Genomic DNA, 20,368 nt, shown 5'->3' on the forward strand with positions numbered 1-20,368 from the left:
GACGACCCGGTCCTCGCGCGCACCGCTCGCGCGCCGTTGCCGGAATCGTGCGGACGGCCCGCGCGAAGACCCGCCTCAGCCGTCGGCGTGACGGTCGAGGAACGCGAAGACCTCGGCATCGTCGACGCCCGGGAACATGCCGCGGGGGAGCGGCGAGAACATGTACTGATGAACTCGGGCGCTCGGCCAGGCCTTGCCCTGCCACCGCTCGGCGGCCTCGGCGTCGGGGCAGCGGCAGCACGATTCGTCGGGGCAGCGTGAGATGCCGCGCGTGCTGGTCTCGCGTCCGCGGAACCACCGGGCGTCGTCGAACGGCACGCCCACGGTGATCGAGAAGTCGCCGGCCGAGGTGCTGCCGGTCTGGGTCGAGCACCAGAAGGTTCCGGCCGGGGTGTCGGTGTACTGGTAGTGCTCTGTGGTGCGGTTGTGCTCGTCGAAGGCCGAGCGCGCCGAGAACTTCTTGCACACGATCTGCCCCTCGACCGACCCGGTGACGTCGGTGGGTAGGGGGAGGCCGTCGTTCTCGTACACGCGCGAGATCGCCCCGTCGCCGTCGACGCGCATGAAGTGCAGCCGAATGCCGAGGTGCGCGGTCATGAGGTTCGTCATGCGCATGGCCGCTGCCTCGTGGGTCACCCCGAACGCGTCGCGGAAGTCCTCGACGGCGAGGTTGCGGTCGCGCTTCGCCTGCGAGAGGAAGGCGACCGCGCTCGTCTCGGGCATGAGGCAGCACGCGGCGTAGTAGTTGATCTCGAGACGCTGCTGCAGGAAGTCGGCGTAATCGGTGGGTGGGCGGTGCCCCAGCAGGCGGTGCGCCATCGCCTGCAGAGCCATCGAGCGCAGGCCGTGGCCGCCGGGGATCGAGGCCGGCGGCAGGTACACGCGGCCGTTCTCGAGGTCGGTGACCGAACGGGCCGAGTGCGGCAGGTCGCTGACGTAGATGAGCTCGAAGCCCAGCTGCTCGGCCATGATGCTGACCGTGCGGTGCGTGAGGGCCCCCGTGGTGTGTCCGGCGGCCTTGAGCTGCTTCTCGGCGAGGCGCTCGATCTCGGGCAGGTGGTTGTCGGTGGAGCGCATGCGCAGGCGAAGCTCGGTGTTGGCGCGCCGGGCCTCTTCGGGGCTCGCGATCGTCTCGCGCTCGCGGCGCTGGAGTTCCCGGTGCAGGCCCAGCACGGCCTCGATCGTGTCGTCGCTGGTGCCCTTGGTGACCTTCATCGGGGGGATGCCGAGCTGCCGGAAGAACGGACTGGTCTGCGCCCGGTCGAGCTCGATCTCGAGGGCGGCCCGCCGGTTCGGCGGCTCGTTCGACAGCAGCTCGGCGACGTCGGTCTCGGTCGCGCCCGCGATCTGCTGCAGCAGAGAGAGCTTGGGTTCGCGTTTGCCGTTCTCGATGAGACTCAGCTGGCTGCCGGCGACTCCGACCATCGCGCCGAGCTCGTCGAGCGTGTATCCCCGGGCGAGGCGGTGGTGCCGGATGCGATGCCCCAGGGTGGTGAGTTCGAACGACGATGCCATTCCTTGACCATATCGAAAGAATGCCGATTCTTGCTGCTGTTTTCGCCGGAAAGAACCCGCACGCACCCGCACCATGGAGGAAGACCACCGATTTCGCTCTCAACCGAGGAGAACGACATGGCACTCGCCGACATCTTCAGCTCCACCCCGCGCAACGTCGCGTCCCCCACCCGCGCCCCTCGTGCCGGTCACGGCGTGCGTCCGGCCGTCGAGGGCCCGGGTCTCGCCGCGCTGACCGCGTGGGTCGACCAGGTCGCCGCCCTCACGCAGCCCGACCGCATCCACTGGGTCGACGGCTCGGCCGCCGAGAACGACGCCCTGCTGCGCGAGATGGTCGACGAGGGCAAGCTCATCAAGCTCAACCCCGAGTGGCGTCCGGGTTCGTACCTGGCCCGCTCGCACCCCGGCGACGTCGCCCGTCTCGAGTCGCGCACCTACATCGCCTCCGAGAGCGAAGAGGATGCCGGGCCCACCAACAACTGGATCGCCCCGGCCGAGATCCGCGAGACGTTGAACGGCGTCTTCGAGGGTTCGATGCGCGGGCGCACGATGTACGTCGTGCCCTTCTCGATGGGCGCGGTCGGCGGCCCCCTCAGCCACATCGGCGTGCAGATCACCGACAGCGCCTACGCCGTGGCATCCATCGGTGTGATGACGCGCGTCGGCACGGCCGTCACCGAGCAGATCGCCGCCGGGGCCCCGTGGGTCAAGACCGTGCACTCGGTCGGAGCGCCGCTCGCCGCCGGTCAGGACGACGTCTCGTGGCCCTGCAACGACGAGAAGTACATCGTGCACTTCCCCGACACCCTCGAGGTGTGGTCGTTCGGCTCGGGCTACGGCGGGAACGCGATCCTGGCGAAGAAGTGCTTCGCCCTGCGCATCGCGTCGATCATCGGCCGCGACGAGGGCTGGCTCGCCGAGCACATGCTGCTCATCCGCGTGATCGACCCGAAGGGCAAGGCGTACCACGTGGCCGCCGCTTTCCCCTCGGCCTGCGGCAAGACCAACCTCGCCATGCTCCGCCCCACCATCCCCGGCTGGCGCGTCGAGACCCTCGGCGACGACATCACCTGGATCCGTCCGGGAGAAGACGGGCGCCTGTGGGCAATCAACCCCGAGGCCGGCTTCTTCGGCGTCGCACCGGGCACGGGCGAGTCGACCAACGTCACCGCCATCGAGACGCTCTGGGGCAACACGATCTTCACCAACGTCGCGCTCCGCCCCGACGGCGACGTCTGGTGGGAGGGCCTGACCGACGAGGCGCCCCCGCACCTCACCGACTGGGAGGGCAACCCCTGGACGCCCGCGTCGGGTCGACCCGCCGCGCACCCCAACTCGCGCTTCACCGTCGGTGCCGCCCAGTGCCCGCAGATCGCCGAGGACTGGGAGGCCCCCCAGGGGGTGCCGCTCGACGTCATCCTGTTCGGCGGCCGACGCGCCACGAACGTGCCGCTCGTGGTCGAGGCCACCGACTGGTCGCACGGCGTCTTCATCGGCTCGACGGTGTCGTCCGAGAAGACGGCCGCGCAGGAGGGCACGGTCGGCGAGCTGCGTCGCGACCCCTTCGCCATGCTCCCGTTCTGCGGCTACAACATGGGCGACTACTTCGGCCACTGGCTCTCCGTCGGCCAGAAGCTGCGTTTCGACCGCGCACCGCGCATCTTCCAGGTCAACTGGTTCCGCAAGGGCGACGACGGACGCTTCCTCTGGCCCGGCTTCGGAGACAACGCCCGCGTGATCGACTGGATCATCCGCCGCGTCGACGGTCAGGTCGATGCCGTCGAGAGCCCCATCGGTCGCCTTCCGCGCGTCGAGGATCTGCAGCTGTCGGGTCTCGACCTGCCGGCCGCCGACCTCGACGAGCTGTTCTCGATCGACCGCGCTTCGTGGCTCGCCGAGGCCGACCTCACCGAGGAGTTCTACGACACGTTCGGCAGTCACCTTCCGGCCGCCCTGCGCGCCGAGCTCGCCGCGCTCCGCTACCGCTTGCAGCGCGCCTGAGCCCCCGCTCGTCCCGCGCCGCGAGACGAGCCCCGACTCCGATGCCCCTCCCGCTCTTGGCGCGCGCGAGGGGCATCGGCATGTGCGCGTGCCACGTGCCGGGGACGCGAGCGGAGGCCCGGGTCTCGGCGCCGGCGGAGCGCGCGCGCACCGCGCCACCGCGCGGAGGGCGACTCCGCTTCCGGCCGAGCCGCCGTCCTCACACGAGCAGCTGGTGCTTGGCCAGATCCCGGTAGAGCGGGGTGGATGCCACCAGCTCGCTGTGCGTGCCCTGTCCGACGACGCGGCCGTTCTCGAGCACCACGATCACGTCGCTGTCGACGACCGTCGACAGGCGGTGCGCGATGACCAGCAGCGTGCGGTCGGTGGCCACGGCGTCGATGGCTTCGCGCATGCGCTGCTCGTTGACGCCGTCGAGCGACGAGGTCGATTCGTCGAGCAGCAGCACCGGGGGAGCGGCCAGCAGCGCTCGCGCGATCGCGAGGCGCTGACGCTCGCCGCCCGAGAGCATGACGCCGTCTTCGCCGACGGGGGCGTCGACGCCCAGCGGATTGCGCTCGAGCACGTCGCCGAGGTTCACGGCGTGCAGCACGCGCGCGCAGTCGGCGTCGGAGGCCGACGGCGAGGCGAGGCGCAGGTTGTCGGCGATGGTGCCGGCGAGCGTCGGGGCGTCCTGCTCGACGTAGCCGAAGCGGGCGCGCAGGGCGTCGCGTCCCAGGTCACGGGCGTCCACGCCGTCGACGAGGATCGCTCCGCCGGTGGGGTCGTAGAAGCGCTCGACGAGCGAGAGGATCGTGCTCTTGCCGGCGCCCGACGGGCCCACCAGGGCGACGCGCGCCCCGCGGGGCACGGTGAACGACACGCCTCGCAGCACCTCGCGGTCGGTGTCCTCGACCTCGGTGCCGGCGTCGGCGGTGGCGGAGTCGAGGTGCACCTCGGCGAGCACCGAGCGTGCTTCTCTCGCCGCGGCCTCGCGGGCTTCGACGACGTGGTCGGGGTAGCGGAACCGCACGTCGCGGAACTCGATCGCCGCGGCATCCGCCACCGGCGACGCCCCGGCGGCGCGGTCGCCGTCGTCCTCGAGAGGCAGGTCGAGCACCTCTTGGATGCGCCCGAGCGCCCCGAGCGCCTGATTGACCGACGTGATGGCCCCGATCGCCGAGGCGAGGGGCTGCACGAGCAGGAACAGGAAGATCACGAACGTCACGAGGGCGGCCACGTCGATGGCTCCGGATGCCACGCGGAACCCGCCGACGCCCAGCACGACGAGCAGCGACACCTGCAGGGCGATCCCCGCGACGGGCACGATGAGGGCCGACACCTTGGCGATGCGCACGCCCGCGGCGTAGGCCTCGGTGGCGGTCTCGGTGACGGTGGCGGTCTCGCGCTCGGTCGCGCCCGCCGCGCGGATGGTGCGGATCGACCCGACCGCGCGCTCGACGCCCGACGACAGCTCGCCGACCTTCTCTTGCTGCACCGCCGACGCCGCGCGGATGCGCGTGCTCAGCCCGACGACCACCGCGATCGAGGCGCCGATCACGACGACGATGAGCCCGAGCAGCAGCGGGTCGATGAAGGCCATGGCGATGACGGCGCCGACCAGGATGAGGGCGTTGCCCACGGCATCCGCGAGTCCCTGTGTGAGCACCGCGTACAGCAGCGTGGTGTCGGTACCCACGCGCGAGACGAGGTCACCCGTGCGGCGTGCGTCGAACTCGCTGATCGGAAGGCGCAGGATGCGGGCGATCAGCCGCCGCCGGCTCGAGTAGACCACGGCGGTGCCGGTGCGCTGCAGCAGGTAGTGCTGGTAGCCCGAGATGAGCGACGACAGCACCACGAAGCCGATGAGCAGCCAGACCAGCGCCCCGAGGGGCACGGTGTTCTGCACGCGTTGGATGACCTCGCCCACCAGCAGCGGCTGCACCAGGGTGGTGGCGGCGCCGAGCACGCTCAAGACGGCGACGACCACGAGGGTGCGCTTGTGCTCGAGAAGGAAGGGCAGCAGCTGCCGGAACGACGCGCGCGGGCCCTGGGGCACGCGGCGGCCGCGCCGACCGCGCGCGGGAGCGGGAACGGACATGCTCACCTCGGGAAGAAGAAAGGGGGTCCTTCGACCGTACCTCGCGCCGCGGTGCGACGGCCGACGTGCATGACTCCTGCGCTTCGGCGCGTCCCTCTCGCTCGGGCGGCCGCGGCGTCCGATCTGCCGGAGTCGTGCACGCGCCGCCGGGTGCAGACGACGGATGCCACGAGGCCCAGGCCCCGTGGCATCCGCTGTCCGAAGAACCGGCGCCTACGGCGCGATCGCTCCGGCGGCGATGTTGTCGTCGTAGTCGACGTCCTTGGTCTCGGGCGAGAGCACGAGCGCGATGAGCGTCAGCACACCCATGGCCGAGAGGTAGACGCCGACGAGCCACGGGTTTCCGTCGCCGGCCGCCCACAGGGCGACGGCCACGATCGGTGCCAGGGCCGCGCCGAGGATCGACGAGACGTTGTACGAGATCGCCGAGCCCGTGTACCGCACGTTCGTCGGGAACAGCTCGGGGAGCACGGCGCCCATCGGACCGAAGGTCGCGCCCATGAGCAGGAATCCGACGATGAGGAACGACTGCACGAGCACGCGGGTGAATGCGGGGTCGGCGTGCGGCACGAGGAAGAACGAGAACGTCAGGCCGAACACGATGATCGCGAGCGTGACGCCGATCAGCAGGCGCTTGCGTCCGATGCGGTCGGCGATCGGGCCCGACAGCATCGTGAAGATGCCGAAGAACACCACGCCGATGATCTGCATGATCACGAAGTCGGTGTAGCCGAAGCCCAACCCGGGAACGTAGGCGGCGGCATCGAACGGCGTGCCGGCCTTCTCGGCCGCGGCCTGCGCGCCCTCGAGGGTCGCCTTGGTGCCGTACGACAGCGTGAAGCTCGTCATCAGGTAGAACAGCACGTAGGTCGCCAGCATGATGAACGTGCCGAGGATGAGCTGCTTCCAGTTGCGGCGCAGCGCTTCGCCGAGCGGGAACTTCTTGATCGCGCCGGTCTTCTCGGCCTTGGCGAACGACTCGCTCTCGACGAGGCGCAGACGCACCCACAGGCCCACGATCACCATGACGGCCGAGAAGAGGAACGGCACGCGCCAGCCCCACGCGAGGAACTCGGCCGAGCGCTGCGCGGTGCCGTCGGGGTGCGGCAGGGCGAAGTTGATGAAGAGGAACACGCCGTTGGCGATGATGAAGCCGATCGGCGCGCCCAGCTGCGGGAAGGTGCCGAACAGCGCGCGCTTGCCCTTCGGGGCGTTCTCGGTCGCGACCAGCGCCGCACCCGACCACTCGCCGCCGAGGGCGAAGCCCTGCGCGAGGCGCATCACCAGCAGCAGGATGGCCGCCCACACGCCGATGTCGTTGAACGTGGGGAGCAGGCCGATGAGGAAGGTCGCGACACCCATCGTCAGCAGGGATGCCACGAGGGTGGCCTTGCGGCCGAACCGGTCGCCGAAGTGGCCGAACACCACCGCGCCGAGGGGACGCGCGACCATGGCCGCGCCGAAGACGCTGAACGACAGCAGGAGCGACGTGGTCTCGTTGCCGGTGGGGAAGAAGAGGATCGGGAAGACGAGCACCGCCGCGGTGGCATACGCGTAGAAGTCGTAGAACTCGATCGTCGTTCCGATGAGGCTCGCGGTGATGACGCGCGAGCGCGGGTTCGCCGGAGCCGAAGAGGAACGGGTGGAGGGGGAAGAGGTGGTCATGACAGCCTGACGGGAGGGTCGATCGTTCGCGTCCGAGGTGGGGCGCAGCGGTGGCGCGGAACGATCGCGGGGGTGTGCGAGATCGAGCGCGCGGCGGGGGCACCGGGAACGTCCCCGTGTGAGGGGCGTGAGGCGAACCAGTCTATGCGTGCGCTGAGCGTTCGTCGGGTTACGCCTGGCAATGCGTCCCGCCCGTCGCGCGCTCAGCGCCGGATGACACCGTCACCGGATCACACCGGGGCGGAGAATGTGCACCGGGGCGTCCGTCGACCGCCCCGGTGCACGTTCCGCGCCCCGAACCCGCGCCCGCCGCGCCGGCCCGCCGCACCGCGTCAGCCGCGCAGCTCCCGCAGAACCAGGGCGGTGCGGATGGCCGCGTCCGCGGCCTCCTCGCCCTTGTCCTCTTTCGAGCCCTCGAGCCCGGCCCGATCCAGACCCTGCTGCTCGTCGTCGAGGGTCAGCACGCCGAATCCCACGGGCTTGCCCGCGTCGAGGGCGACGCGGGTGAGGCCGTCGGTCGCCGCCGACGACACGAACTCGAAGTGCGGCGTGCCGCCCCGGATGATCACGCCGAGGGCGACGACGGCGTCCGCGCCGCCCTCGAAGGCGGCCCGGGCGGCGACCGGCAGCTCGAAGGAGCCCGGAACCCGCACGACGCGGTACGTCGCACCGGTGGCATCCAGAACGCGCTTCGCGCCCGCGATCAGGCCGTTCGTGATGACCTCGTGCCAGGTGCCGGCGATGACGACGACGTTCAGGTCCGACGCGTCGATGCCGCCGGTCTCGGGTGCTCCACTGCCGGCCATCAGGCGCTCTCTTCCTTCATGTGCGCGAGGGCGTCGCGCAGGTCGTCCTCGGCGATGATGTGACCCATGCGATCGCGCTTGGTCTCGAGGTACTGGTGGTTGTTGGGACCGACGCCCACGAGCAGGGGGACCTGCTCGACGACGTCGAGGCCGAGGGCGCGCAACTGCGACACCTTGTCGGTGTTGTTCGTCAGCAGGCGCACCTTGTCGACACCGAGGTCGGTGAGGATGCCGGCGGCGGCGGCGTAATCGCGGGCATCGGCGGGCAGGCCGAGCGCGAGGTTGGCGTCGACGGTGTCGAGGCCGCGCTCCTGCAGGTTGTACGCGCGCAGCTTGTTGATGAGGCCGATCCCGCGCCCCTCGTGGCCGCGCATGTAGATGACGATGCCGCCGTCGCGGTCGATCGTGTCGAGGGCGGCGTCGAGCTGCGGGCCGCACTCGCACTTCAGCGAACCGAAGGCCTCACCGGTCAGGCACTCGGAGTGCACCCGCACCAGCGGGGCCTGCTCGGTCAGGTCGCCCGAGACGACCGCGAGATGGTCGGTCCCGGTGACGCGGTCCTTATAGGCGAGGAAGCGGAACGTGCCGTGCGAGGTGGGCACGTTCGACTCCGCCCGCAGGCTCACCCGGCGCCGCGCGGGAGCCGTGACCGGCAGCGGGTCGGTCTCGTTCAGGTAGCCGATGAGCTGCTCGATGGTGATGACCGGGATGCCGTCGCGCTCGCCGAGCTCGAAGAGTCCGGGCAGGCGCATCATGCTGCCGTCCTCGGCGACGACCTCGGCGATCGCGCCGACCGGCTCGAGGCCTGCGAGGCGCATGAGGTCGACGGCGGCCTCGGTGTGACCGGCGCGCTCGCGCACACCGCCGTCGACGGCCCGCAGCGGCAGCACGTGCCCCGGGCGGATGACGCTGGTCGGCACCGACGCGGGGTCGGCGAGCACGTTGAGCGTGCGCGCGCGGTCCGAGGCGCTGATGCCGGTGGTCACGCCGGAGGCGGCGTCGACGCTCACGGTGTACGCGGTGCCCCGGGCGTCTTCGTTCACCGCCACCATGGGCGGCAGATCCAGGCGGTCGGCCCACTCGCCCGGCATGGGGGCGCAGACGTATCCGCTCGACCAGCGGACGGTCCAGGCGAGGGCCTCGGGGGTCGCGAGCTGGGCCGACAGGATGACGTCGCCCTCGTTCTCGCGGTCCTCATCGTCGGCGACCAGGATCGGTCGGCCCTGACGCAGGGCCTCCAGGGCCTCGGGGATGGTGGACAGGCTCATGCGGAGCCCCTCTCGGTCGATGCGGCCGCAGCCGCGGGATTCTCGGTCGTACGGAAGGCGAGCATGCGCTGCACGTGGCGCGCGAGGATGTCGGTCTCGAGGTTGACGGGGGTGCCGGCCTCGGCGCGGCCCAGGGTCGTCGCCTCGAGCGTCTCGGGGATGAGCGAGACCTCGAGCCACGGGTCGGACTCCGCGGCGTCGCTGACCGCGCTGACGGTGAGCGAGACGCCGTCGATCGCGATGGAGCCCTTGTCGACGACCAGGGGGGCGAGGTGAGCCGGGATGCCGACCCGCACGACGCTCCACTGCGCGCCCGGACGCACCTCGCGCACCACCCCGGTGCCGTCGATGTGGCCCTGCACGATGTGACCGCCCAGGCGCCCGTGTGCGGCGGTGGCGCGCTCGAGGTTGACGGGCAGACCGGCGGAGACGCCGGCCAGCGTCGACATGTCGAGCGTCTGCTTCATGACGTCGGCGGTGAACCAGTCGTCGCCCTGGTCGACGACGGTGAGGCACACGCCGCTGACCGAGATCGAGTCGCCGTGGCCGGCATCCGATACCGACAGCGGCGCGCGCAGCGTCAGCCGCACCCCGTCGCCCGAGGGCTCCACGGCGGTGACGGCGCCGATCTCTTCCACGATTCCGGTGAACATCAGGATTGTCCCTCTCGATCAGAGCTGGGGTGGGCGACGATCAACAGGTCGTCGCCGAGGTTCTGGATGGATGCCACGCTCAGCCGACGGGCGGCGGCGATGGTCGACACGCCCACGTCGCCGAGGGCGAGGCGCGATCCCCCGAGCAGCACGGGGGCGACGTAGACGAGCAGCTCGTCGGCGAGGCCCGCGCCGACCACCGCGCTCGCGAGCGTCGGACCGCCCTCGACGAACACCCGCTGGACGCCTCGCGCGCCGAGGTCGGCCATCACGGCGGCCACATCGTGGGTGGCGTAGAACAGGGGCTCCCGCGGGTGGCGGCGCACCGCGGCATCCGGGGCAGTTTCGCGTTGTCCGACGATCACGGGCGTGGGCTGCGCGTCGAGCAGCGAGCCGTCGTCGGCGCGGGCGGTGAGAGCGGGATCGTCGGCGTGCACGGTGCCGGTTCCGGCGACGATCGCGTCGGCGGCCGCGCGTCGCGCGTGCACGTCGCGCCGGGCGGCGGGGCCGGTGATCCATTGGCTCGTGCCGTCGTCGGCGGCGGCGCGACCGTCGAGGCTCTGCGCCCACTTCACCGTGACGTGCGGGCGGCCGGTGCGCACGAGGGCGGTCCAGTCGTGCACGACGGACTCGGCGGCATCGCGCTCGATCCCGGACTCGACGTCGACGCCCGCCCGGCGCAGGCGATCGGCTCCGCCCGAGGCGGCGTCGGTGGGGTCGTCGAGCGCGTAGACGACGCGGGTCACACCGGCGTCGATGAGGGCGAGCGCGCACGGACCGGTACGGCCGGTGTGATTGCACGGCTCGAGGGTCACCACGGCGGTCGCGCCGCGGGCCGCGCCCGGGGCGAGCTGCGAGAGCGCGTCGACCTCGGCGTGCGGGGTTCCCGCGCCACGGTGGAAGCCCTCCGCCAGCACCTCGCCGGCGGGGGAGAGGATCACGGCACCCACCTGGGGGTTCAGCCCGCGCGGGCCGCGCCGGGCGAGCTGCAGCGCTCGCCTCATGGCGTCGATCTCGACGGCGGATGCCATTGCCTTGTCCTTTCCCGCGAAGTCGGGGCAGGGCCAGCGGGAAGGCGTGTCACGCCATCCGTGCTGCCTCCTATCCGGACTAGCGACGGATACCCGTCGCATCACCGTCGGTCCCGGAATTCCACCGGATCGGCCCCACCACCGAGGTGGAGGGGTTCGCGGACTGTCACCGCCGGTTCGGATTCTCACCGACCCCGGAGCACGTTGTTGCTCTTCGAAGTCTAGTCAACGCATCGTTTCGAGGTTCATTCCCGAAACGCAGTGACACGCGACGGGGGCTCGTCCGCGCGTCTACTTGAGCAGCCGCGACAGGCGCCGGTCGGCGAGGAGCTTGCCGCCGGTCTGGCACGTGGCGCAGTACTCGAGCGAGTTGTAATCAAGGCGCATTTGCGCCCTGCGCTATTTATCGAGACGGGAGCGACGCCGGTCAGCGAGGATCCTGCCGTGGGTTTGGCACGTTGGGCAGTACTCGAACGTGCGATACCCCGCGTCCTCAGCAGCACGATCGGCTGACGAGACATGGGACGAATCAGCAGTGCGGACCCGAGGGGTTCCGTTGCTACGTCGCCTGGGCATGCAGCTATCTATACGCGCATCTCTGACGATCCGGAAGGTGCTGCCCTCGGGGTTGCGCGACAAGAGCGGGACTGCCGTGACCTGGCTGATCGCCTGGGCCTCCGCGTCATGAACGTCTTCACCGACAACAACGTTTCCGCGTCGACGAACCCCACGAAGAACCGGCCAGCTTTCGACGACATGGTGAGGCGCGTGCAGGAGGGCGAGTTCTCTCACGTCCTCGCCTACTTGAACAGTCGCCTCACCCGTCGTCTGCGGGAATCACTCGATCTGATCGACCTCGCGAAGGCGGGTCGGGTGGTTATCAAGACAGTCGCGTGTGGTGAGTTCGACCTCGGCACCGCTGATGGCCGAGCTACAGCAATCACTCTGGCGACCTGGGACCAAGCCGAAGCGGAGCGGGTGGGCGAGCGGGTCAAGCGAGCGGCCACTCAGCGTGTCGAGTCTGGGCGCTGGCACGGTGGCCTCCCTCCATTCGGCTTCTTGAAGAGTCGAAGACTCTGGTCCTTGACGACCGGGAAGCAGCGTTGATCGGCGAGGCAGCATCCCGCGTCCTCGACCAGGACGAGACGCCTTACAGCATTGTGAAGGACTGGAACGAGCGCGGTGACCTGACTCGGAAGGGTGCTCCCTGGAAGCACAGCGTCCTCAGGAACGTCCTCACCAATTTGGCGCTCATCGGCCCCAACTCCGCGGGTGTGCAGAACTGCTGGAGTACGATCCTCGATCAGCAGACGTTCGACCGGCTGACCGAGCGCCTTACGCCGGATTCGGCGCGCCGTACAAACCCCCTCGGCGTGAAGTCCTCGAAGCACGCGCTTGGCGGAGGTCTGATCGTCTGCGGTCGGTGCGGGAAGCCGCTCCACCCCGTGGCACGACAGGGTGCACCGACCAAGCTCGTTTGCCGCGCTTTCGCGAACGGTGACCACGAGAATCAACCGAAGCGCGAGAACGGAACGAGCGAGGGGCGCGTCAGCATTGATGCTGCCGCCCTAGAAGCCCACCTCTTCGAACGGTGCCTCGCGCACCTCCAAGATGACAAGTTCTGGGACGACGTAAAACGCAAGCGCGAAACAGCCGACAGCAACCCTGCCAAGCTGCGAGCCGAGCGAGACGCTCGACAAGGGGAACGCGATCGCGCGGGGCGGGCATTCGTCGCCGGGATCATGAGCGAGCGTGACGCCCAGATCGAGGTAGCCCGCCTCGACTCCGAAATCGCACACCTCACGCAGCAGATCGACCATTCGCGTGGAGGCCCGGTGGCGCGCGACGTTTGGCATGAGCGCCGCGACGTTCTCGACCGATTCGATGACTGGACGCCCGGTGAGCGTCGGCTGTTCTTCCGCGCGATGGTCGCTCGTGTCTCGGTGAGGGACTGGCCGGCTGGTCTGCCAACGACGACCCTGCCCCGTAAGGGGGAGTCGGGACCTGCTTTCGAGGCTCGTCGAGTTGCGCTGGCACGTGCAGCGATGGAGGCGCGTGTGGTTATTGAATGGTCCCGCTGAGGACGCAGTGATAGCCTGCAGGAACTGCCAGAGCCGCAGTCCAAAGGCTCCCAAAGGACTCAAGCGTCGATCACGCTTCGGGTCCGTTTTTGCGTTCCCGGGGCAGTTAGAGGAATGGCAAACATGGGTGAGAAGAAGGCTCGGCTGCGGAAGCCGATCAGCGCCGCCTACATCGAGTGTCAACTGTGGTTTGTATCCGAGGCGGTCTACCAGCGCTTCCGAACGGTCGAGTGGGGGAGGCGGTCGTCGTCGGTGGCTAATCGCGATTGGATCAGCGCAGTGTGGGAATACGTGGATGATCCGACCGGTGGTGTCGAGGCCGTATTTCGCTTCACCCATACCTGTCGCAACGACGGTGCTGCCCTAGGCGATAGCCAAAAATTCTTCGGCGCAGTGTGCCGCGCGGCCGGAATCTCGTCGGGCGACGCGCGCCTACTCGACGCCTACGCCACTCATCGGATCAAGTGCGTAGAACCGGTCCCCGAACGCGCGCAGCAAGCTAGGACAAGTAGCGCACCGGTTCCGATCGTCTGGGGAATGGCTCTGAGGATCGACCACTGGTGACTCGTCCTCGGTAGCTCACTCGCGCCTGCCGAAACGGCGGTCCCAGAAGCGCGAAAGACGCATCGAGCGAACCGGCGCGATATCGCCGCGCGATGGTCCCTTGAGTTTTAGAGGCGCGCTCTCACGGTTCCTGGGCGGCAAATCTCGGTCTGGGCGTTGAGGACGTGGTGCACGCGAGGTCACACGAACAGTGCGAGCCGCTTGTTGGTGTTTCTTTTGCCCTGTCGAGATTGCGAGTCGGACGTCAGCAATCTCAACGAGCCGGGTAGCGTATCTTGACTGAACCTTGGGGGGGACCTGCCTGATGGCGACGAAAGAAGTACGGTTTTACGACACGTGGGTCGTGCAGGCCGCAACGGCGACGAAGCCGCTAACCGAGAAGCGCGTGAAGGCAACTTTCTGGATCAGACTGCTCGACAAGCTCGAAGCAAAGACAGATCCGAAGGACCGGACGACCTCCATTCGGGGCAATCAGTTTTACGGGCAGGTGGTTCGTCCCGCCGCGCCCGCGATCAACCACCTGCAGGTAGGGCGGCTGCGCGACCGATCGGAGCACATCGAGCAGACGGACCTCGTAACAGGGACGGTTGCACCCCTGGTACTTTCCGACAACCTGCGAGTGTCCGAGCCAACATTCGTCGTGCCCTTCGGCTCGGGCGGTCGCGTCGCCGTCATGAGCCCAGGGCGTTCGACCCGAGCCGAGACCATTGGGAACTGGCTCACCTTGGCCCTCGGGTACGTGACGAAAGGAAAATCGATCGAACTCCGTCCTGTCATCGACGACGCGGCGCTGGAACGCCTGCTGAACTCGGAAGGCGCGGTTGGAGTGGAATTCCACCTCGACTCCGAGGAAGAAATCGCCACGGACGACGACGGAGATGGCGGCATTCCGTTGCTTGACGCAGTGGAGAACCTCCGGGCGGAAGGCCCTCAGACGGGTACATTGATGGTCGGGTGGTCCCTAGGAATCAAGGGCGGTAGCGCTCAGGAGAAAAACCAGCTCAAGCGCATCGCGGCAAAGTTCAAGGAAGACTCACTCGCGCGGCGGATCAAGGTGAACATGGTCGTCGAGAACGAAGACGGCGACCTCAGGCGCGAGACCCACGACTTGATGGTCGACAAGATCACCAAGAAGGCGAACTGGCAGACCCATCGTGACAAGCGCTCGACCACCGAAGAGATTCTGGTCGCGATGTCTAACGCCGTGCAGGAGTTCAACAACACTCCCGGTGTCTGAGGCCCCGACTAACGTCTCGCACAGGGGGTGATGCACGTGGTGAAGAAGTTGCTGTCGACGTTCGTCGATCACCCGACCGTCGTCACAACGCTGCTGGTCGGAATCGTCGCGGTTCAATTCATTGTCTCCGCTCTGTGGTTGCACGACCTCGATCTGAGCCTGCTCTTCTCCGAGCTATCCGAAAACGATCAGCGTTCAGTCCTGTCGCAGCTTGCGCTCGGGTTGGCTGGCGTGGCCGCGATGGTCGGTGGTTTCGCGGGCGTAGTAGTCGTGTTTGGACTCAGTAGCGAGGACGCACGGTTCCGGGAAGTTCGCATGAAGGCCGCGACGAGTCTGCGCCGAAACTGGACCTCGGTAGTGACGACCCCTCTTGTCGCTGCTTTTGGTGCGCTACTCGCGGCGAGCGCAGCTGGCATCGGAGCGTTCGGGATATCAGTTTGGACCGTTGAGCTCTGTCTGTTGCTTGCCGCGCATGGCGCCGTGCGGCTGGTGGTTATTCTGCGTGAACTAGTGAAGGTCGTCCATCGCGCCGACGAGGGCGTGACTCGGCCTGAGCAGTTCGTCGATGAAGATGAGTTCTTCGAAGATTGAGACTGGACCATGATCCGTCTCATCCGAGGAACGTAGGGTTTGAGACGGAGATCACGTGGTTTGGAACGAGTTCTGGGAGTGGGCCGACGGCAACCTCGGCGCGACGATCATTGGCGGCCTTCTAGTCATTGCCATCGTCGGCGTGTTCAGCCGCCTCCCGCGCCTTGGGCCGCATGTTCGATCGGGTCTGCGCAGGGCTTGGCGGTGGGCCTACTCGTGGCGGCCCGTCAGTAGTCGTCGGCACGCGCGCGAGCTCGCGGCCTTGGCGGAGAACACTCGGGAAGCCGATGTCGCTCGACAGGCGATGGGGCAGCGCGCGGACACAGCTATCAACGCAGTGCGCGAGTCAATCCCCAACGTCGTGCTGACAATCTTGACTCAGATGAATGAGCAGAAAGAAGCTGCCGCGACAAGAATGGCCGACATAGAGAAGGAAGTAGCTCGCCTCAAAAAGGTCGTCGACGTCAAGGCGCCGAGCAACCCAGCTTGGATCACCGACGCAGATCGCGTCGACGTCGTCAAGGCGCCGGAGGTGCCGACGCCAGATCCGCGATGGCGTCTTTCGAATGTCACCTCGGAGAAGGACCGACGAGTCGGTGTGAGCCGTTACCGCATCGAGAACCTCATTCCGGGCAGTGTCGCACTCGGAGTTCGGATGGATAATGCGGACGGAACCTACGGATCCTTCGCGTTTGACGATGCGGCCTATTGGCCAAAACTGTCAGGTATCGCTTTCGGGGAGTTTAGCGGCACCATCAGAGGGACCGACGAGGAAGGGTTCGTCTACGTCCGCCTGTCATGGACGGATGAGGTGAAATCTAAGCGAAGCGCGAGCTTCACGCTGCGAAGCTCTTCGGCTTCCGAGCCGCCGCAGGAGGGTGCGCCTTTCTGAGCCGTGAGCGCAGCGACGCGCCCAACCAGTTTCGCCACCGTCGACGGGTAGAACCGGTTACCGAGCGACGTGGTGTGGCCGGCCTCGTTCAGTTCGCGTGCGATCTCGGAGATTCGAGCGCCCGCGTCCCGATGCATGGTGATGTAGTTCACGACCTCACCGCGCAGGTCCGTCTTCGAGGGGCGTCCGATGTGCTGAGTTCGCCCCTCCGGTCGCGACGGCGATCAGGTAGTTGGCCGGAGCGAAGTAGCTCTTCGTCAACCACGCGTCGCCGTATTGACCCTTCGAGCGCGAGACCGCTGAACTGGGACGGTGAGCGGTCGCCGACGATAGTCAGATCCGTCAGGTATGCCGGTGCCGACGTGGCAGGGATGAAGTCGTACTTCGCGACCGCGCCGTTCGCGTTGGCTTCGCCTTTCCTCCACGAGCTGATCGCGTCCATCTGTGCGGGGTTCACCATGATGATGAGCTGCTCGTTCGACTCGCGCAGACCGTGGCCGTGCTCCTGAATCGTGGTGATCAGCGCCTCGATGTCGCCTAATTCGATCTGCATCGCACCCGACGCGAGGTAGTGATCGTGGGTGGACGTGAACGATCGGCCGGCGTACGAAGGCGGAACCTCGCCGGTCGATCCGTCCCAGAGGTCGAAGAATCTCGACACCGTTCTGATTCGCGCCGCGAGAGCCCTTCTGCGCCTTGGTGGTGAGAGCAGACATGGTGTCCCGGAAGGTGGCTCGGTTATCCGCCTCAAGCGCCGCAAGGTGCTGCGCGCAGACCTGCTCGGCAGTCGCGTCGCGGAGGAACTTGCGCGTATACCGGAGACCGGCGTCCGACCAGTTGAGCGGGAAACCCATCCGGATGTAATCCGGGCTCACACGGCTCGCCTGCGGAACGCCTAACTCCGACTGCTTCTCGAACTCGATGTTGTTTGACCCGACCAGAGTCTGCGCGAACGACTCGGTGGTCGCGCGGGTGGAGAGGGCGGAGATTGCGTCTCGCGTCTTGTTCCACTCCGCGAGCGCCGTAGAGAACTCGCGCCAGAGGTCGTTCAGCGAAACGCCGTCGGCGGTGATGCTGGGAACGTCGGCTGCGACGTTGAAGCCGCGATCTGCGCCGACGATGTCGCGAGTGATGCTCGCGATGGTGAGGTGGCGGTTCATGCCGACACTCCTGTCGTCAAAGGCTGGTGATGATCACCGGGGCCTCCGGCCGACCGGACCGCACAGCGAACGGTCGCATCGCCCCCGGGCGTCTACTTCAGCAGCCGCGACAGGCGCCGGTCGGCGAGGAGCTTGCCGCCGGTCTGGCACGTGGCGCAGTACTCGAGCGAGTTGTCGGCGAAGAACACGCTGCGCACCTCGTCGCCGCAGACCGGGCACTGCTCGCCGCGTCGGCCGTGCACGCGCATGCCGCGTCGCTTCGCATCCTTCAGCTGGGCGGGCGGTTTGCCCCGAGCTTCGTGGATCGCCTCGGCCAGGGTCTCGGTCATCGCGGTGAAGAGGCGGTCGACCTCGTCGTCGGTGAGCGTCGCCGCCAGAGCATAAGGAGACATTCTCGCGGCGTGGAGGATCTCGTCGGAGTACGCGTTGCCGACGCCGGCGATGATCGACTGGTCGCGCAGCACGCCCTTGATCTGCGTGCGTCGTCCGGCGATCAGTGCGCCGAAGGCGGCGCGGTCGAAGCCCTCGCCGAGGGGGTCGGGGCCGAGCCGTGCGATGCCCGGCACCTCGTCGGGCGTGCGCACCGCGTACACGGCCAGCGACTTCTTGGTGCCGGCCTCGGTGAGATCGAACCCCGAGCCGTCGTCGAAGCCCACGCGCAGCGCGATCGGCGTCTTGCCGGGCTTGATGATCGTCGTCGGCAGCGCGTCGTACCACCGCAGCCACCCGGCCTTGGCGAGATGGAACACGAGATGGAGCCCGGCATCGGTCGTGACGTCGAGGAACTTGCCGTGACGATCGACGGCGGTGACCGTGGACCCCACCAGCGCGGTGAGCGGGGGGTCGTAGGTCTTCAGCGCGTTGATCGCCGACACGGTGGCTTTGTCGACGCGCAGCCCCGTGATGCGTCCGCGCAGGAACTCGACGAGCCCTTCGACCTCTGGCATCTCCGGCATGGGGACATCGTGTCACGCACCCCCGACATCGCGGGCGGGTCTTGCGCGCGGGCAGGACGCCGTGCGGCCGCTCCCCCCGGTCACCGGCGTCCGGTGACCGCCGCGTCGCTGCCGTTTCGCCGACGCGTGCGGACGCGCACGACGACGAGTCCCGCGACCAGGCTCAGCACGCCGGCGCCGAGGGCGACGCCGTCGATCGACGTCCCGCTCTCGGCGAGCCGGCCCGGGGGAGACGCCGCGGCCGGCGCGGCGGTCGGGTCGGGTGCGGGCACGGCCGTCGGTGTGGGAACGGACGTCGGCACGGGCGTGGGCGTCGGCGTCGGCGCGGGCGGCAGGACGGCGGCGACCGTCGCGACCGCGTCGGTCAAGCCGGCCCCCGAGAAGCGCGACGCGTCGAGCGTCGACGGCCACGGCGAGGCGAACGCGTCGGCGCGGGCACCGTCGACGAGCGCGGCGCGCAAGGCAGCCGGCGTCGTGCCGGGTGCCGCCTGCACAGCGAGAGCGGCGACGGCGGCGACCGTGGGAGCGGCGGCAGACGTGCCGAAGAAGAGGTTCTCCTCACCGTCCATCGGCAGACTCACGGGCAGGCCGTCGACTCCCGCGAGCGCGGGACCGGGCACCGTCGTCGCCGTCGGCACGCCGAACAGGGTGGTGGCCGGGCCGGCCGACGAATAGGTGCCGAGCGTGAGGTCGGAGGCGTTGACCGCGGCCACGGCCAACGTCGCGGGGTCGGCCTCGTGGCCGATCAGGCTCCCCCCGATGTCGTCGGTCTCGGTGGAGTGGAAATACTCCAGAGCGGCGACCGCGAGGAACCTCACGACGTTCGGCATCACGATGCTGACCGCCGGCGTCGACGCCTCGGGTGTCACCCGACGCACGATCGACACCTCCCATTCGGTCGGATCCGCCGATCCGAGGCCGGACAACGCCGAGGGAACGAGCGGCCGCTCCGGATCGGAGGCCCAGACGACCTTCAGCTCTCCGGTCGAGAGGTTCTTGACGCCCAACCCCAGGTGCGTCGTCACGGAACCCGCTTTCTGCGCCCAATGCAGGTTGGACAGGGTGGCGAAGCCCGGCAAGAGCGTCACCCCCAGACCCGGATCGCTCCCGGGGCCGGGGTCGACATCCATGCAGTCCACCGCGGTGATCTCCGGGGCCGAAGCGAGGGCGGACTGCTCGACATCGGCGGCGCAGGGCATCGGGCGGTACCGGCTCGACGACCATCCCGAGACCGGGTAGCCCGCGCTGGGGTATCCCTCCGCGCCGGGACGGCCGAAGTTCCCCGCGGCGGAGACGTACAGGACGCCGGCGTCCACGGCTCGCTGGACGGCGTATCCCGCCGCGAGACGCTCGTACGCGAGGTCGTCGTCGGCGGCGAGGTCGTCGACGATGATGTCGGCGCCCGCGTCGCGAAGGGCGTCGATGGCCACGGCGAGGCCCGCGTTGTCGCTCGTGGGGGGAGCGGCGAACATCAGTTCGGCCCCCGGCGCGATGCCGTGGACGAGCTGGGCCATCGCCCGGCCCTCGTCGCTCGCGCTCGTGGAATTCTCGAGCACCACCCGCGTGGGCGTGGTCCATCCGCAGGGGTTGCCCGGCCCGGGAAGCCATCCCGCTGCGACGTCGGCGGCGACCACGTCCTCGCCGGCCGTGCCGAACGAGTCCGAGATGACGCCCACTCGCACGCCGCTGCCGTCGACCCCGAACGTGCTCCAGGCATCACTGGCACGCAGGATGTCGGCCGCGGGCGCCGGCACGGGACGACAGTCGGTGCGGGCGGCCGCCTGAGCGGTGGTCGGGACGCTCAGGCCGACCAGCGCGATCAGTGCGATGAGAGCGGCGCGGCGCGAGGACGTCGGCGATGGCACGGG

Annotated in this window: 17 protein-coding genes and 1 riboswitch; of the genes, 7 read left to right on the forward strand and 10 right to left on the reverse strand. The window is 68.7% G+C overall.

Annotated features, from left to right (window positions below; genetic code table 11):
* Window positions 1-75: 75 nt before the first annotated feature.
* A complete protein-coding gene (locus tag ASF96_RS04865) occupies window positions 76-1,515 on the reverse strand; it encodes a helix-turn-helix transcriptional regulator (RefSeq protein WP_055936488.1) in 1,440 nt (479 codons plus the stop codon).
* A gap of 117 nt (window positions 1,516-1,632) precedes the next feature.
* Between ASF96_RS04865 and ASF96_RS04870 the strand changes: the two genes are divergently transcribed.
* Window positions 1,633-3,516, forward strand: a complete 1,884-nt coding sequence (locus tag ASF96_RS04870; RefSeq protein WP_055936491.1) for a phosphoenolpyruvate carboxykinase (GTP) — start codon at window positions 1,633-1,635, stop codon at window positions 3,514-3,516.
* Between the two features lie 199 nt (window positions 3,517-3,715).
* Here ASF96_RS04870 and ASF96_RS04875 read toward each other — a convergent pair whose 3' ends face one another.
* The 6 genes from ASF96_RS04875 to ribD form a co-directional block, all read right to left on the reverse strand.
* Window positions 3,716-5,596 (reverse strand): ABC transporter ATP-binding protein, encoded by a 1,881-nt coding sequence (locus ASF96_RS04875; protein ID WP_055936493.1) that lies wholly within the window; start codon window positions 5,594-5,596, stop codon window positions 3,716-3,718.
* A gap of 213 nt (window positions 5,597-5,809) precedes the next feature.
* The gene (locus tag ASF96_RS04880) at window positions 5,810-7,261 is read right to left on the reverse strand and encodes an MFS transporter (protein ID WP_055936496.1); all 1,452 of its coding nucleotides are present in this window, start codon (window positions 7,259-7,261) and stop codon (window positions 5,810-5,812) included.
* 332 nt (window positions 7,262-7,593) lie between these two features.
* The gene (gene ribH, locus ASF96_RS04885; RefSeq protein ID WP_055834329.1) at window positions 7,594-8,067 is read right to left on the reverse strand and encodes a 6,7-dimethyl-8-ribityllumazine synthase; all 474 of its coding nucleotides are present in this window, start codon (window positions 8,065-8,067) and stop codon (window positions 7,594-7,596) included.
* Window positions 8,067-9,335, reverse strand: a complete 1,269-nt coding sequence (locus ASF96_RS04890; RefSeq protein WP_055834333.1) for a bifunctional 3,4-dihydroxy-2-butanone-4-phosphate synthase/GTP cyclohydrolase II — start codon at window positions 9,333-9,335, stop codon at window positions 8,067-8,069. Before ASF96_RS04890 ends, ribH begins: the two co-directional genes overlap by 1 nt.
* Window positions 9,332-9,988, reverse strand: a complete 657-nt coding sequence (locus ASF96_RS04895) for a riboflavin synthase (RefSeq protein ID WP_055936499.1) — start codon at window positions 9,986-9,988, stop codon at window positions 9,332-9,334. Before ASF96_RS04895 ends, ASF96_RS04890 begins: the two co-directional genes overlap by 4 nt.
* A complete protein-coding gene (ribD, locus tag ASF96_RS04900) occupies window positions 9,988-11,019 on the reverse strand; it encodes a bifunctional diaminohydroxyphosphoribosylaminopyrimidine deaminase/5-amino-6-(5-phosphoribosylamino)uracil reductase RibD (RefSeq protein ID WP_055936502.1) in 1,032 nt (343 codons plus the stop codon). The genes ASF96_RS04895 and ribD overlap by 1 nt, the downstream gene beginning before the upstream one ends.
* 57 nt (window positions 11,020-11,076) lie before the next feature.
* Window positions 11,077-11,225: riboswitch (FMN riboswitch) on the reverse strand.
* Window positions 11,226-11,538: 313 nt separating this feature from the next.
* Between ribD and ASF96_RS16395 the strand changes: the two genes are divergently transcribed.
* The 6 genes from ASF96_RS16395 (at window position 11,539) to ASF96_RS16770 (ending at window position 16,384) form a co-directional block, all read left to right on the forward strand.
* Window positions 11,539-12,126, forward strand: a complete 588-nt coding sequence (locus ASF96_RS16395) for a recombinase family protein (protein WP_082509288.1) — start codon at window positions 11,539-11,541, stop codon at window positions 12,124-12,126.
* The gene (locus ASF96_RS16760; protein WP_156458728.1) at window positions 12,123-13,100 is read left to right on the forward strand and encodes a recombinase family protein; all 978 of its coding nucleotides are present in this window, start codon (window positions 12,123-12,125) and stop codon (window positions 13,098-13,100) included. The genes ASF96_RS16395 and ASF96_RS16760 overlap by 4 nt, the downstream gene beginning before the upstream one ends.
* Before the next feature lie 123 nt (window positions 13,101-13,223).
* The gene (locus ASF96_RS16765) at window positions 13,224-13,664 is read left to right on the forward strand and encodes a hypothetical protein (RefSeq protein WP_156458729.1); all 441 of its coding nucleotides are present in this window, start codon (window positions 13,224-13,226) and stop codon (window positions 13,662-13,664) included.
* Window positions 13,665-13,968: 304 nt separating this feature from the next.
* Window positions 13,969-14,901 (forward strand): hypothetical protein, encoded by a 933-nt coding sequence (locus tag ASF96_RS04915; protein WP_055936510.1) that lies wholly within the window; start codon window positions 13,969-13,971, stop codon window positions 14,899-14,901.
* 36 nt (window positions 14,902-14,937) lie between these two features.
* Entirely contained in the window at window positions 14,938-15,492 is a 555-nt protein-coding gene (locus tag ASF96_RS04920) for a hypothetical protein (RefSeq protein WP_156458730.1), read from the forward strand.
* Window positions 15,493-15,547: 55 nt separating this feature from the next.
* Window positions 15,548-16,384: a hypothetical protein gene (locus ASF96_RS16770; protein WP_156458731.1), complete on the forward strand. Its 837-nt coding sequence runs from the start codon at window positions 15,548-15,550 to the stop codon at window positions 16,382-16,384.
* A 148-nt stretch (window positions 16,385-16,532) separates the two neighbouring features.
* On the opposite strand, the gene ASF96_RS04930 is transcribed toward ASF96_RS16770, so the two are convergent.
* From ASF96_RS04930 to ASF96_RS04940, 3 genes are all read right to left on the reverse strand, one after another.
* A complete protein-coding gene (locus tag ASF96_RS04930) occupies window positions 16,533-17,045 on the reverse strand; it encodes a hypothetical protein (RefSeq protein ID WP_055936519.1) in 513 nt (170 codons plus the stop codon).
* A gap of 591 nt (window positions 17,046-17,636) precedes the next feature.
* Complete coding sequence (locus ASF96_RS04935) at window positions 17,637-18,500, reverse strand: Fpg/Nei family DNA glycosylase (RefSeq protein WP_055936522.1); 864 nt, start codon at window positions 18,498-18,500, stop codon at window positions 17,637-17,639.
* Between the two features lie 80 nt (window positions 18,501-18,580).
* A complete protein-coding gene (locus ASF96_RS04940; protein ID WP_055936525.1) occupies window positions 18,581-20,365 on the reverse strand; it encodes a S8 family serine peptidase in 1,785 nt (594 codons plus the stop codon).
* Between the last annotated feature and the right edge of the window lie 3 nt (window positions 20,366-20,368).

Source organism: Microbacterium sp. Leaf179 (genome assembly GCF_001423785.1).
Classification (GTDB): domain Bacteria; phylum Actinomycetota; class Actinomycetes; order Actinomycetales; family Microbacteriaceae; genus Microbacterium.